Genomic DNA, 13,408 nt, shown 5'->3' on the forward strand with positions numbered 1-13,408 from the left:
AAGTATGGATGGTTAAGAAATTACAAGAGTTTAAAGTTTAACAAGGAAATCATTGAGTTCTTTTTCAATAACTCCAATATTCTGCTTCAATGAAATGTAAATGGGATAAGAGTTTTCTAAATCTGCCTCAATTGCTTCAAGCATTTTTCTCGTGTCGACAGCTCCAATATAACTCATACTGGGTTTAGCTTTGTGACATTTTTTTTTGATCGTTACAAAGTCTTTTTCATCATAATGCACATCTAATTGTTTGAGATCATGCAGATTTGTATCCAAAATTATCTGAATCATTTCTCTGATCATTTCTTTATCATCATCACCAAAGTATTGAAAAATTGTTTGTGCATTGATTAAATCGTACATATAAATAGGCAGGGTATAAAACATTAGAAATAGTGTGCTAGTTGACTTTCCGTAGAATTATATCAACTAAGAATCGAAAGTTAAACATTTTTTTCAAAATCAGTTTAAATGCAAATTAAGAAACAAAAATATTGGAAATCTCTTAATGAAAGTCTGATGGTGTCTTCTCGTCTTTCTTTATTGATGATACTTGTTTTTTTGGTTGAGATAAGCTTCAATTTCAGATTAGACTTTCTTGGAATTTTTCCATTAAGCGTGTTCCATCTTCCTGGGATTATTTTCTCTCCCTTTCTTCATGGCAACCATGCACATTTATTAACGAACCTTTTGCCATTTTTCGTCTTGACTACGATGCTTTATTTCTTTTATGAGAATATTGCCAACCAAGTTTTTTTAAGTTGTTTGCTTATTACAAATGGTATAGTTTGGCTAGCTGCTAGACCATATACGCACATCGGAGCCAGTGGATTAATTTATGGATTGGTCTTTTTTATGATCTTCTTGGGTTTATTTAAAGGAACTTACAAAACAATCGCGATATCAGTTTTCATTTTAATATTCTATGGAAGTATATTTTATGGGGTAGTTCCAAGCAATGGAAGGGTTTCTTGGGAATCTCATTTAGCAGGAGCTTGCGTGGGAGTAGTCACGGCTTTTTGGATGAGCAGAAAAGTATAAGAAGAAGATTTTTATCCTAGAGGATTCTAGTATTTTTGCAGAAATGAAAACCGTTTACAACAAATAGCTGTTAGGATACCTATAAATTATGAACAAGAATAAGCTCATCTTTCTAATAATCGCAGGTTTGTTTCTACTTGCCATGATATGGATTGGATATGATATATCAACCCGTACTACCTTTCCAGGAGCGAAAGGTAATTTGAAAGAAAGAATAGCCCCAAGTGATACCCTTAAAGCAAATGAGTAAAAAACAAAAAATTGACGTCAATAAAATAGATTTGGATCGCATGAAGGAAATGACCACTGAAAATCCGGGTCTTTTACCTTATGCACATACATCAGGCGGGGCTATCATTCGTCCTGAAGATAAAGGCAAGATCACGGGAAGGGCAGTCTCAGCTATGCATTCGCAGACTGACATGCAAATGGCTCAAATCTATCAACAGATGCAATTACTTGCAGATCAGGCAAAGTTGATTCAAAAAAGAGTAGAGGTTTCTGAAAGAATTTATCAGGCGAGTATCAGCTTCGAGCCACTAATCAATCATATTTACTATTTGTATGAAAAAGAGAATGGTACAGACTTTTTGAGCATGATTGCGCCAGAAGAATGGGGAAGAAAAAAAGGTTTTGCTAGCTTTGTAGCTGAAATCAAACTTCTCGCTGACCACACTTGGGAAATACTGCGAGAAGGTTCATCAAAACCCTAATTCAATTGCACCAAATAAAAGTTGATCATCTGATCCAAATTTTACGAGATTCTGAATATCAAATTGAGGAAGAGTTTCGCTTAGAAGTCAATCCTGATTACCTTAAAGGAAAGGGTGATGAATTATTAGCAGAGGTTTTTGATTCTTTGGGCGGAAGTGTTCATCACTTACCTGTGTTAGAAAGATTGAAATTTGATTTCAAAATCAATAGATTTTTATTCATTTATGACGATCCAGTTCACTTTAATAGATATAGATTAACAACTTTGAAATCAGATTTATATCATACATTTTCTTATGCATGGTCAGATTCTTATAAAAGACTTTGCAGGACTTTTGAAAAGGATTGTTTGAAGTCAGGTTTGCAAGAAAGAATATGGTTCGGCCCACCAATTGCCGAAAAAGTATTCGGTAAATCTGAGGAACCTGGAGACTTATCAGGTAATGGAAGTTCAGGTTGGAAACTCAATGCCTACAATGATGCGCAATATGATTTGCTGACAAGACTTCATGGCTACAAACTAGTCAGAATCCCTGTTTACGAAAATATCATGACAGGAGGGAGCTTAAAGAAAATCGACGATTTGCTTCTCAATCCAAAAGAGAAAACTTATCAGGCAATTAAAAATTGGTTATTTCGGAAGTTAGTTTAATGATGAATCTATAAGCTTTTGATTAGTTTTCAAGATTTATTTTATTTAATAATTAGTTATTAGTTAATTCAGTGAAATAGTTGATTTAGTTATTGGTTAATTAAGTAAAATAGTTGATTGGTTTTTGAGTAGATGATTTAGTAACTAATCGACTTACTATTCCCTAATTGACTGATCACCCATTCCACAATTCACTGTTCGACTGATCACCCAATCCACTATTAACTAATCCACCGATAACCCAATCCACTATTAACTGATAACCAATTGACTGATAACCAATTTTAGGAAAACAAACCAAAAATCTCACGGTCAACTTGCCCTACAATAGCAGAAAAGTCTTCTTGGTTGGCTACAAAATCCATGTCATTGACATCTACAATCAATAATTTGCCTTTATCATAGTTTGCAATCCACTCTTCATAGTGGGTATTTAAGTTTTTCAAATAATCAATACGGATTGCATTTTCATAGTCTCTTCCTCTTTTTTCGATTTGGCCAACAAGCTTTGGAATATCTGCTTTCAGATAAATCAAAAGGTCGGGAGCTTTTACGAAATTGATCATTGAGTGGAACAAGTTCAGGTAATTATCATAATCGCGCTGACTGATTAAGTTGGATTTATACAGATTAGCTGCAAAAATATAGGCATCTTCATAGATCGTCCGATCTTGAATAATTGATAAGTCACTATTCTGAATGATATTGATCTGATTGAATCGGCTATTCAAAAAGTAAACTTGCAGGTGAAAAGACCATCGCTTCATGTCATCATAGAAATCTGCTAAATACGGATTATTTTCTACGGCCTCAAATTCGGCTTTCCATCCATAATGTTTGGCTAATTTCTCTGTAAGCGTTGTTTTTCCGCTACCTATATTTCCTGATACTGCTATATGCATTCTGATAAAATAAGAGGAAAGAGACAAGTCAAAATTGCCTCTTTCTGATTTTTATTTGATAAACTATTATTTTTTGAATTGAGAAGAAACGACGACTTCTTTGCTTCCTGGAGTGTATTTGTAGAAACCTTCTCCTGTTTTCGCTCCTTTGTATCCTGCCTCTACCATATTTACCAATAGTGGACATGGTGCGTATTTTGGATTACCAAAACCATCATGAAGTACTCTCAAGATAGAAAGACAAACATCCAAACCGATAAAGTCCGCGAGTTGCAAAGGACCCATTGGATGTGCCATTCCTAGCTTCATAACCGTATCAATTTCTTCTACACCTGCCACACTTTCATAAAGGGTATAAATAGCTTCGTTGATCATTGGCATCAAAATCCTGTTCGCTACAAAACCAGGATAGTCATTTACCTCAACAGGGACTTTTTCAAGTTTGCGAGACAATTCCATAATCTGGGAAGTTACCTCGTCTGAAGTTGCGTAACCTCTGATCACTTCAATCAATTTCATTACAGGAACCGGATTCATAAAGTGCATTCCGATGACTTTATCTGGGCGGGAAGTGACTGCACCAATCTTTGTAATTGAAATCGAAGAAGTATTCGAAGCAAGAATCGTATGAGTTGGACAGATTTTATCCAATTCCCTAAAAATATCCAATTTGATGTTGACATTCTCAGTAGCTGCCTCAACTACCAAATCTGCGTTTTTTACCCCGTCTTCTGTCTTGGTAAAAGTAGTAATATTGGAAAGTGCTTTGGATTTATCAGCTTCAGAAAGTAAGCCTTTGGAAACTTGTCTGTCTAAGTTTTTACCAATAGTGGCCAAAGCTTTTTCGAGTGCATTTTGATTGATATCGATCAAGGAAACTTTGTAATCAAATTGAGCAAAAACGTGCGCAATTCCATTTCCCATTGTTCCTGAGCCGATTACTGCTATATTTTTCATGTATAATATGGGTTTATATGAACTGTATTATTAACTAGCTAAGTCAAAAATTGTCTTTTCAGCTTCAATATTATTTGCTATTCAATCTTCAAATCTAAATCGATTCACCCCCTTTTCCAATTTCTACTTCAAGTAATTTACTTACCTTTACATTATGAAAGAATTGGGTAAAATCAATAGTCTGTTGATCAATAGGTTTACAGCTAATGGTGCATATTTAGCACTTCACGAGGGTGAAGAGGTCTTGTTGCCAAAAAGTTATTTGAAAGAAGAGTTCAAAGAAGGACAAGAAGTAGAAGTCTTTGTTTATACAGATAGTGAAGATCGTCCTGTCGCCGTGACGAACAGGCCGGTGGCTCTGTTGGATGAGTTTGCAGTAATGGAGGCTAAAGAGATCACCCGATTTGGTGCCTTTATGGATTGGGGACTGCCCAAAGATTTGTTTGTTCCCAAATCAGAGATGCATGTGGATATGGTAGAAGGGGAGAAATATCTCGTAAGGGTTTGCTTAGATTATAAAACAGACAGATTGATTGGAGTGAGCAAATATGAAGATTTTCTTGAATTAGAAACAAGAGGATTTGAAGAAGGGCAGGAGGTAGAAGCTTTGATTTTTGCTGAAACTGATTTAGGATTTAAGGTCTTAATTGAAAATGCTTTTGAGGGTTTGTTATACAAAAATGAAGTTTTTGTTCCGCTAGAGTTGGGTGACAAAGTTCGTGCATTCGTAAAAAAGCGAAGAGAAGATGGCAAATTGGATCTTAGACTGGAACCTATCGGTAGAGAAAAATACGAAGAAGGGGCTGAAAAAATTCTTACTGTCTTAAAAGTAAAGAAATTCTTGCCCCTTCATGATAAATCATCCCCTGAGTCTATTAAAGAGTTGTTGGGAATGAGTAAAAAGCACTACAAGCAGTCTATAGGTCAATTGTATAAAGCAAAATTAATTAAGATTTTAGATAATGGAATTGAACTTGTTTAGTTCAATTTGAGAATCTGATTTGGTGAAGTACAGAGAACAGCTTTGTTTCGCATGATTGCAATAGGAGCTTTGATCAGATGTGGGTTTCGAACCAATATCTGGAGCCAACTATCATCATCCCAGTTTTTGCCAGCGATATGATTTTGATAATCAGGATGTGCTCGATTTAATAAATCCTTTGGCCTAAGTTCCAATTTATCAAGAATCGACCGCCAACCTGTTGTAGTGATCTTTTCCTTATCCATATTGATTTCATTGACATGGTTTGCGATAGCATGTGCATATGCTCTCACTTGTTTATCTATGCTATGTGATGGATTAAAGTAAAAGAAGAGTTCGTTTGGATGCATTTTCATAATTACTTTGGTTTAGGAAGATTTAATATACCTATTTATCTTTATAATCCAAATTTATATCTGATTAAATTTATAAAATCAAAATATTGAGTAGGTTTATAGATTAAATGAATATAGAAAATTTTAATATCTCAAGTAAGGCTGATTTTAGTAGTCATAAAAAAACCAAAGAAAAGCTTAGGAAAATCAAGCCTAAAACTTTGGATATGATGTTTGAAAAAGCACACGATGAACAGTTTAAACAAATCGATTGCTTGACTTGTGCCAATTGCTGTAAAACAACATCTCCTATCTTCATTCAAACTGACATTGACAGGTTAGCCAAAGTTTTTAGAATGAAAACTTCGGCATTTATCGATACCTATCTCTTCAGAGATGATGAAGGAGATTATGTTTTGAAAAGCTCACCTTGCCCGTTTTTGAATACTGACAACACCTGTTTTGTATACGAGGAAAGGCCAAAAGCTTGCAGAGAATATCCCCATACGAATAGAAAAAACATGCATGGAATTCTTAACTTGACCCTACAAAATACTTTGGTTTGTCCTGCAGTGAATGAAATATTTAAAGACTTTTCTAAAGAATTTAGGAAGTAAGGGTAAGTCTTTATTATTTTTAGCAATTAAACCTATTGAAGAAGACTATGAATAACACTGAAGAACATTTTTTAGGCATTGATGTAGGGGGCACTCACTTAAAAATTGGCCTAGTTAACAAGCAAGGAAAAATTGTGGCTTTTGACAAAGAAGATACAACGCCCTACAGAGATGATCCACGAGGATTCAATCCCTGTTTTGTTGAAATAGTAGGGAAATATTTGGATAAATATCCTGAAGTGAAAAAGATCGGGATTGGTTTACCAGGGTTAATTTCAAAAGACAGAACTACAACACTAGAAATTCCTGCAATTCCCGCATTGAATGGATTTAAGCTGAAGCAAAACCTATTAGATAGGTATCCAAATAAGAAATTTTTTCTAGAAAATGATGCTGCAGCGGCCGCCTTAGGCGAGTTCCGTTATGGTACAGGAAATCCTCCTAATAATTTTCTTTTTATCACTATGGGTACTGGAATAGGCAGTGCTTGTATCTTGGATGGTCATGTTTTCCAAGGTTGTAGAGGAAACGCCATGGAAATGGGTCATATGCTTTCTCGAGGAAATGAAGGCTTGGAAAGAATCATTGGTAGAGATGGAATTCTCAGGATCATGGATAGAATGATTCGGGCTTATCCGGATTTAGCGGGCGAACTAATTGGTCAAGAGTTAGGGACACATTTACTTGTAGATACGGCTAAGAAAGGCAACCAAGTTTCCTTGATGGTATTTGAGGAAGTAGCCCGTGTTTTGGGTGAAGCGATTGTTTCTACCATCCGAATCCTCGATGTCACGAATGTTTATTTTGGAGGAGGAATATCTGCTGGATTGGAGTTTATGATGCCGGCATTAGATAAAACAGTCAGACAATTTCTCACGAAATATTATGTTGACGATCTAAAATTAATGAAAGCAACACTTGAAAATAATGCAGGTACGCTTGGTGCCGCTGCGCTTTGTTTTTTGGAGGAATAGAAAAAGCAAATAGTTATAAAAATCCTCTTGGAAGTATTTTCTAAGGGGATTTTTGATTTTTAGACTAAAGTTGTATTTGTAATTAACTATTCTTCTGGTATATTTCAAAAAATCTTATCAAAATGGAAGCTGCCAAGAAGAAAATCAGATCATTATTGATTAAAATGGTATTGATAATTTGTGTACTTGTTGTTTTTGATAATTATTGGAAGAAGTACTATAATATTCTGGAAAAAAGATATGTCATTAGGGAGGTTTTACGAATTCATCCGCTTTTAAAACAAGGAGTTCAAGTTGAATATCAATTCTCAATTTCTGGTAAATACTATATAAAATCTTGGCCTAGAGAATATTTTAGTCCAAAGATTGGACAAAACTACATTGTTGAAGTTCCTATATTCAGGAAAAAAAATTCAAAGATCCTGCTTGATCATCAAGCTCCCGATACTATTAAATCACCTTTTGATGGCTGGAAAGAAATCCCAGAGTATTTGAAGCCAAAGTGATTCTTAAGTACAACTAATCATCCGTTGGAATATTGAGTTTTTTCAAATTTATTTCTAAAAATCTAATCAAAATGGAAGCTGCCAAGAAAAAAATCAGATCACTATTGATTAAAACGATACTAACGATTTTGGTGATTATTATCGTCAATTATTTTTGGCAAAAGGACTATAATGCTTTAGAAAAAAGATATGTAATTGGGGAGGTTATACGAATTGTTCCTGCTTGGGGTCAAAGTCCAGATGTTCAGTTTAATTTTATTCTTGAGTCAAAAAAGTATGTAAACAACACACCTAAAGGAATTTTTAAACCAAAAGTTGGAGAATTTTATGTAGTTGAAGTTCCTATATTTAGGAAAAAAAAGTCTAGGATACTACTTGATCATCCTGTTTCTGATTCAATTAAATCACCTGTTGGAAGTTGGAAAGAAATCCCAGAGTATCTGAAGCCGAAATAATTCCTGATTACAGCTATTTATCCGTTGAAGAGGATCGAGCATCTTTTTCAAAAATACTTTTATACTATTTAATTCCAGACTCTCTAAAGATCGAAAGCCCAAGAACAGGTTGGACAGAAGTTCCTGAAGAAATAAGAAGGTATTGACTAAAAAGAAAAGAAGATTTTGGACTCAGAGAGCATTTTCATAAAGATAAATAATGAATTGATTAAAAAAGACTACAAATGATTGAACTGCAAAATAAAAATGATTTGGATGATCCTCATATGAAACTGCTGCTTGGATTATTCTTACTTTTCATGATCATTGTTTTGGGATTTAATATTTATAAAATACATATTTCAAACACTTCTGAAAAGAGATATACTGTCGTTGACTTTTATGAAAAATATTCTGATAGCAAAAGAGTTGGAATGAAAGTTTCTTATTTGGCAAATGGTAAAATGCAATACGATAATTGTTTTTCAAATGAATGTAAGAAAGTGAAAAAAGGGGAAAAGCGATTAGGGTTTTATTATATGGATGATCCTACCATTTATGATATTCTATTTGAAATAACTGTTCCTGATTCCGTAAAAGTCCCTAAAAATGGCTGGAAAGAAATCCCAGAGTATTTGAAGCCGAAGTAAAGTGTTTTCTGAATACATTATTCTTTTAAAATAAACACGTATCATCTTCTTTTCGGAAAGGAGCAATAGTATCTACCTTATAGCTCATTAAGAAATTCGCTAAGTGGTCGAGCTTCTTTCTTACCTGCCTTGATCTCATTCATTTCTTCTACAGCCTCTTGTAATCCTTCCAGCACCTCGGCTTTGTATGGTGTAAGTTGTTTGGCGTTAACAAATTTGAAGTTTTGAAGCAATTGAAGAATGAAAGCAGCCTTATCGTCTTTTATGTCTAGAAGTATTTTCATGTCTTTTGAATTATTAAGCAAAAGCCTTTTTAATCTAATTTCATTAAAATTTAATCATTTTAATACTTAATTACAACTGCTAATCTTAAGGATCCAATCTACTAATATTCACTTCACTCACCTTATTGATGGCATTCATACGAAACATGACTTTAAGTGGTGATGTCTCGGTATCATGATTGTCACATTGTTCACTCGGATCCAAGAAATAGTAGAAATAACTCTGACTTTTATCTACCAAAATCACCCGATCAGGTCTTCCAAAGGTTTTAATTAATTCTTGATTATTTGCTCCCAAAAAATCATTTTTCATTTTCTGGATTTCATCAAGCTGCTGAATTCTCAAACCATTGCAACCATATCTGTCATTTTTCCAATTGACGAGATCGATATTTCCCACTTCTAATTTTCCTGTACAAGAATTTAATAAAAGTGAAAAAGCAATTAGGGCTAAGAAACAGATGCTACGCATGTAATTTTTCATTGTTGAGTGACTTTTGGAAATTTTTGACGACCGATTCGTTTTTCCAAAGCCAAAAGTAAGAGGAGATAGCATAGAGAAAAAGCCCTGTGATGATTATATTTTCCTGGAAGAAATTCAACCCGATATACCAAGCTGCAACTGAGAAAAGCGCAACTCGGACGATTTCTTGAACATGATACCAGCGACTTTGTTCAAAAATCCCCGAAAAGCTCACAGTACTCCAAATAATCAAAGCGGATAGGGCAACTTTCATCACCCAATCAAAAGAATCTAAATTGAATAAAAAATAGGCTGTCAGACCCATCAAAACCACATATTGGAAGAAAACATAGAAATTTAAGGGTTTAGGCACATTCGTATCAAACTTCCTGTAACTTTCATCTACATCTTTCACTTCCCTTTGTCCACCCAAATATTCAGGCAGCCAACCTGGTTTGTTAAAGAGGTACTTGACTTTATCTGACCAATTTGGGATTTGCTTCATTTCCTCTTTCATATTCGCATAATGCGATAAGTTGACCCAAACAGGATTCCAGCTGTTGACAGGAACGGTGATGCCATAGGTTGGCTTTTCTTCCTCTTCTTGGAATGTCCCAAACCACTTATCAAAGATAATAAATGTTCCTCCATGATTCTTGTCAATATATTTTGGGTTTCTTCCATGATGGACCCGATGATGTGAAGGTGTATTCATGAATTTTTCCAGAAAACCCATTTTACCGATTGCCTCGGTATGAATCCAAAATTGATAAAGTAGATTGAGCCCTGACACCAAAACCAGTGAAATCGGATCAAAGCCAATAAAAGCCAACGGTAAATAGAAGAAAAAAGTCCAAATCGTCTGCGTAGAACTCTGTCTCAATGCCACGGATAGATTGTATTCTTCGCTAGAATGGTGGACTACATGGCCACCCCAAAACAAATTGATCTCATGCGATTTTCTATGTGCCCAATAATAGCAAAAGTCATAAAGGAAAAACAGCAGGAGAAATGTCCAAATGTTATTTTCAATCTGGAAAAAGGCAAATTTCTCAAACAAGAAAGCATAAACTCCAATCGAAAGTACTTTGATAAAAACACCACTCACTTGTGACACTACACCAAGGTTGATGTTGGTAATGGCATCATTCATTCTATAACTCGGATTTTTTTGAAATCGAAGGACAATCAACTCGATTCCCATCAAAAGAAAATAAATGGGGATGGCAATTATTACAGGACTCAGATTCATCTTACTTTCAGGTTATTGGGTAATTTGTGTCTGAAAACTACTGATAAAAACTGAATAAAGGAAAAAACCTATTCGATTTTGGTAAGCATAAATCTTTATATTAGCGGCTTAAAACAATCACCATTATGTATTACCGATTTGGCAAAGTATTTCATTTTATATCAGTTTTAGTATTCATTCTATCATTCCTTTATATCTATGCGTCACTTTCTGACGTGGTAGCTTATCAGCTTGATGAAAATGGGGGCTTTTTGAAAAGTGTTCCTAAAGAAACTTTTTTCTATTCAGGAATCATTTTATTCATCGTACTCAATGTCCTGATGATTACTCCTGGAAAATTGATAGAAAACCAAAGTACACCAAACCTGAAACGGATTTTCCCGAAAGGTGACAGTTTAAGCGACTTTATGTTGGCTTGGATTTATAGTTTTGTGGGAATTATCAATATTTCCTTGATGATCATGGCCCTATTTGTTCATAGCATCAACAACCAAAATGAAATAAGTTCTGGACAATTCAGTTTCTTCTTTTACCTTATTCCTATATTATTTGTAATATGGATTGCTGCCTTATTTTGGATTTTGGTTCAAAAATTCAAATCAGTACAGGCCAATTCTAATTAATTAAGACCCCATATTATTAACGCTCACAAATGGCAGAACACGTTCAATATACAGAAGATAGTATCAAGTCACTTGACTGGAGAGAACACATCAGGTTAAGACCGGGTATGTATATCGGAAAGTTGGGTGATGGAAGCGCCCAAGATGATGGTATTTATGTCCTAGTGAAAGAAATTCTCGATAACAGCATCGATGAACACATGATGGGCTATGGAAGAACGATTGATATTAAAATTTCGGAACATAAAGTAGAGGTAAGGGATTACGGACGAGGCATTCCCTTGGGAAAAGTTATCGATTGTGTTTCCAAAATCAATACAGGAGGAAAATACGATTCAGGTGCTTTCCAAAAGTCAGTTGGACTAAATGGTGTGGGTACAAAAGCGGTAAATGCACTTTCTGATTACTTTAAAGTTCAGTCCTATCGAGATGGAGAAACAAAAGTTGCAGAATTTGAAAAAGGAATTCTGAAAGAAGATCGGAAGATTGAAAAATCATCGGACAGAAATGGAACGAAAATCACTTTTACACCTGATTCTGGCGTTTTCAAAAACTATCATTTCATCCCAGAATACTTAGAAAATCAGATTTGGAATTACGCATTTTTGAATGCTGGACTGACTATCAATTATAATGGAAAGAAATTCTTTTCTGAAAGAGGACTTTATGATCTTTTGACGAGAAAAGTTGATGAAGAAAGTGCTAGATATCCAATCATTCATCTCAAAGGGAATGACATTGAGGTGGCGCTTACTCATAGCAATCAATATGGTGAAGAGTATTATTCTTTTGTCAATGGACAATTCACCACGCAAGGAGGGACGCATTTAGCGGCTTTCAGAGAGGCGATTGTAAAAACTATCAGAGAGTTTTATAAGAAGGATTATGATGCTTCTGATATCCGTCAGAGTGTTGTAGCAGCTATCGCCGTAAGGGTTCAGGAGCCAGTCTTCGAATCTCAAACCAAAACCAAACTAGGTTCACAAACAATTGGCGCTGATGGACCTACTTTGAGAACATTTGTCAATGATTTCCTAAAAGTAGAGCTGGATAATTATTTGCATAAAAATCCTGCTGTTGCTGATGCTTTATTGAAGAGAATCCTTCAATCTGAAAGAGAAAGAAAGGAAATCTCGGGCATCAAGAAACTCGCAAACGAAAGAGCAAAGAAGGCCAATCTGCATAATAAGAAGTTGAGAGATTGTCGTGTTCACTACGATGATCCGAAAGGTGACGAGGAAAAGAAGAATAATACTATGCTTTTCCTTACGGAAGGAGATTCCGCATCAGGTTCCATCACCAAATCAAGAGATGTGCAGACACAGGCTGTTTTTTCATTGAGAGGAAAGCCTTTGAACTGCTTTGGAATGACCAAGAAAGTGGTGTATGAAAATGAAGAATTCAACTTACTTCAGCATGCACTCAACATTGAGGACGGAATAGATAATCTCAGATACAGAAAAATTGTCATTGCAACTGACGCCGATGTGGATGGAATGCACATTCGATTGCTGATCATGACTTACTTTCTCCAATTCTTTCCCGATTTGGTAAAAAATGGTCATTTGTATATTCTTGATACCCCTTTGTTCCGAGTCAGAAATAAAAAAGAGACGATCTATTGCTACACAGATGAAGATAGACAACGAGCGATTCATAAGCTTGGGAAAACTGCTGAAATCACACGTTTCAAAGGTTTAGGTGAAATTTCTCCGGGAGAGTTTGGGACATTTATCGGTGAAGATATCCGCTTGGAGCCGATCATCCTGAATAAAGAAACCAAAATTGCTGACCTACTTGGGTTTTACATGGGTAAAAACACTCCTGACAGACAGACTTTTATCATTGATAACCTCAAGATTGAAAAGGATATCGTCCACAATGATCCTGAGAAAGATCAAAAGTCAGAAGAAGAGGACGAAGCTGCTTAATTCTGCTTTGAGAATAGCCTGATAAAGGTTTTGAATTAGTTTCTATTTGAAAAAAATGTATCTCCCCTAAATTGATAAGGGAGATAAACAA

Annotated in this window: 18 protein-coding genes; 11 read left to right on the forward strand and 7 right to left on the reverse strand. The window is 35.1% G+C overall.

The window, feature by feature from the left end; genetic code table 11:
- Positions 1-30: 30 nt before the first annotated feature.
- Positions 31-363 (reverse strand): Hpt domain-containing protein, encoded by a 333-nt coding sequence (locus IEV57_RS14045; RefSeq protein WP_188443678.1) that lies wholly within the window; start codon positions 361-363, stop codon positions 31-33.
- Positions 364-471: 108 nt separating this feature from the next.
- On the opposite strand from IEV57_RS14045, the gene IEV57_RS14050 reads away from it, so the two are divergent.
- The 3 genes from IEV57_RS14050 (at position 472) to IEV57_RS14060 (ending at position 2,407) form a co-directional block, all read left to right on the forward strand.
- On the forward strand, positions 472-1,041 hold the full coding sequence (locus IEV57_RS14050) for a rhomboid family intramembrane serine protease (protein ID WP_188443679.1): 570 nt from the start codon (positions 472-474) through the stop codon (positions 1,039-1,041).
- Between the two features lie 242 nt (positions 1,042-1,283).
- Complete coding sequence (locus tag IEV57_RS14055) at positions 1,284-1,754, forward strand: DUF2452 domain-containing protein (protein WP_188443680.1); 471 nt, start codon at positions 1,284-1,286, stop codon at positions 1,752-1,754.
- Between the two features lie 5 nt (positions 1,755-1,759).
- Positions 1,760-2,407 carry a DUF7255 family protein gene (locus IEV57_RS14060; protein ID WP_188443681.1) on the forward strand — a complete coding sequence of 216 codons (648 nt, stop codon included), beginning with the start codon at positions 1,760-1,762 and terminating at the stop codon, positions 2,405-2,407.
- Between the two features lie 284 nt (positions 2,408-2,691).
- Here IEV57_RS14060 and IEV57_RS14065 read toward each other — a convergent pair whose 3' ends face one another.
- Positions 2,692-3,309 carry a deoxynucleoside kinase gene (locus tag IEV57_RS14065; protein WP_188443682.1) on the reverse strand — a complete coding sequence of 206 codons (618 nt, stop codon included), beginning with the start codon at positions 3,307-3,309 and terminating at the stop codon, positions 2,692-2,694.
- Positions 3,310-3,375: 66 nt separating this feature from the next.
- Positions 3,376-4,266, reverse strand: coding sequence for a 3-hydroxyacyl-CoA dehydrogenase family protein (locus IEV57_RS14070; RefSeq protein ID WP_188443683.1), 891 nt, complete (start codon positions 4,264-4,266; stop codon positions 3,376-3,378).
- 154 nt (positions 4,267-4,420) lie between these two features.
- Between IEV57_RS14070 and IEV57_RS14075 the strand changes: the two genes are divergently transcribed.
- The gene (locus IEV57_RS14075) at positions 4,421-5,248 is read left to right on the forward strand and encodes a CvfB family protein (RefSeq protein WP_188443684.1); all 828 of its coding nucleotides are present in this window, start codon (positions 4,421-4,423) and stop codon (positions 5,246-5,248) included.
- Here the strand turns inward: IEV57_RS14075 and IEV57_RS14080 are convergent.
- The gene (locus IEV57_RS14080) at positions 5,245-5,604 is read right to left on the reverse strand and encodes an arsenate reductase family protein (RefSeq protein ID WP_188443685.1); all 360 of its coding nucleotides are present in this window, start codon (positions 5,602-5,604) and stop codon (positions 5,245-5,247) included. The two genes, IEV57_RS14075 and IEV57_RS14080, sit on opposite strands and share 4 nt — an antisense overlap.
- Before the next feature lie 107 nt (positions 5,605-5,711).
- On the opposite strand from IEV57_RS14080, the gene IEV57_RS14085 reads away from it, so the two are divergent.
- The 5 genes from IEV57_RS14085 (at position 5,712) to IEV57_RS14105 (ending at position 8,764) form a co-directional block, all read left to right on the forward strand.
- Complete coding sequence (locus IEV57_RS14085) at positions 5,712-6,200, forward strand: YkgJ family cysteine cluster protein (protein ID WP_188443686.1); 489 nt, start codon at positions 5,712-5,714, stop codon at positions 6,198-6,200.
- 47 nt (positions 6,201-6,247) lie between these two features.
- A complete protein-coding gene (locus IEV57_RS14090; RefSeq protein WP_188443687.1) occupies positions 6,248-7,174 on the forward strand; it encodes an ROK family protein in 927 nt (308 codons plus the stop codon).
- Between the two features lie 122 nt (positions 7,175-7,296).
- The gene (locus tag IEV57_RS14095) at positions 7,297-7,680 is read left to right on the forward strand and encodes a hypothetical protein (RefSeq protein ID WP_188443688.1); all 384 of its coding nucleotides are present in this window, start codon (positions 7,297-7,299) and stop codon (positions 7,678-7,680) included.
- A gap of 71 nt (positions 7,681-7,751) precedes the next feature.
- A complete protein-coding gene (locus IEV57_RS14100; protein WP_188443689.1) occupies positions 7,752-8,135 on the forward strand; it encodes a hypothetical protein in 384 nt (127 codons plus the stop codon).
- Positions 8,136-8,359: 224 nt separating this feature from the next.
- Positions 8,360-8,764 (forward strand): hypothetical protein, encoded by a 405-nt coding sequence (locus IEV57_RS14105; protein ID WP_188443690.1) that lies wholly within the window; start codon positions 8,360-8,362, stop codon positions 8,762-8,764.
- 77 nt (positions 8,765-8,841) lie between these two features.
- On the opposite strand, the gene IEV57_RS14110 is transcribed toward IEV57_RS14105, so the two are convergent.
- The 3 genes from IEV57_RS14110 to IEV57_RS14120 form a co-directional block, all read right to left on the reverse strand.
- Positions 8,842-9,048, reverse strand: coding sequence for a hypothetical protein (locus IEV57_RS14110; protein ID WP_188443691.1), 207 nt, complete (start codon positions 9,046-9,048; stop codon positions 8,842-8,844).
- Positions 9,049-9,133: 85 nt separating this feature from the next.
- Positions 9,134-9,532: a hypothetical protein gene (locus tag IEV57_RS14115; protein WP_308419884.1), complete on the reverse strand. Its 399-nt coding sequence runs from the start codon at positions 9,530-9,532 to the stop codon at positions 9,134-9,136.
- The gene (locus IEV57_RS14120) at positions 9,513-10,763 is read right to left on the reverse strand and encodes a sterol desaturase family protein (RefSeq protein WP_188443693.1); all 1,251 of its coding nucleotides are present in this window, start codon (positions 10,761-10,763) and stop codon (positions 9,513-9,515) included. The genes IEV57_RS14115 and IEV57_RS14120 overlap by 20 nt, the downstream gene beginning before the upstream one ends.
- 125 nt (positions 10,764-10,888) lie before the next feature.
- On the opposite strand from IEV57_RS14120, the gene IEV57_RS14125 reads away from it, so the two are divergent.
- Positions 10,889-11,386 (forward strand): DNA topoisomerase IV, encoded by a 498-nt coding sequence (locus tag IEV57_RS14125; protein ID WP_188443694.1) that lies wholly within the window; start codon positions 10,889-10,891, stop codon positions 11,384-11,386.
- Between the two features lie 29 nt (positions 11,387-11,415).
- The gene (locus IEV57_RS14130) at positions 11,416-13,317 is read left to right on the forward strand and encodes a DNA topoisomerase IV subunit B (RefSeq protein ID WP_188443695.1); all 1,902 of its coding nucleotides are present in this window, start codon (positions 11,416-11,418) and stop codon (positions 13,315-13,317) included.
- Positions 13,318-13,408: the final 91 nt, after the last annotated feature.

It is taken from the genome of Belliella aquatica, assembly GCF_014637795.1.
In the GTDB taxonomy this organism is placed as follows: domain Bacteria; phylum Bacteroidota; class Bacteroidia; order Cytophagales; family Cyclobacteriaceae; genus Belliella; species Belliella aquatica.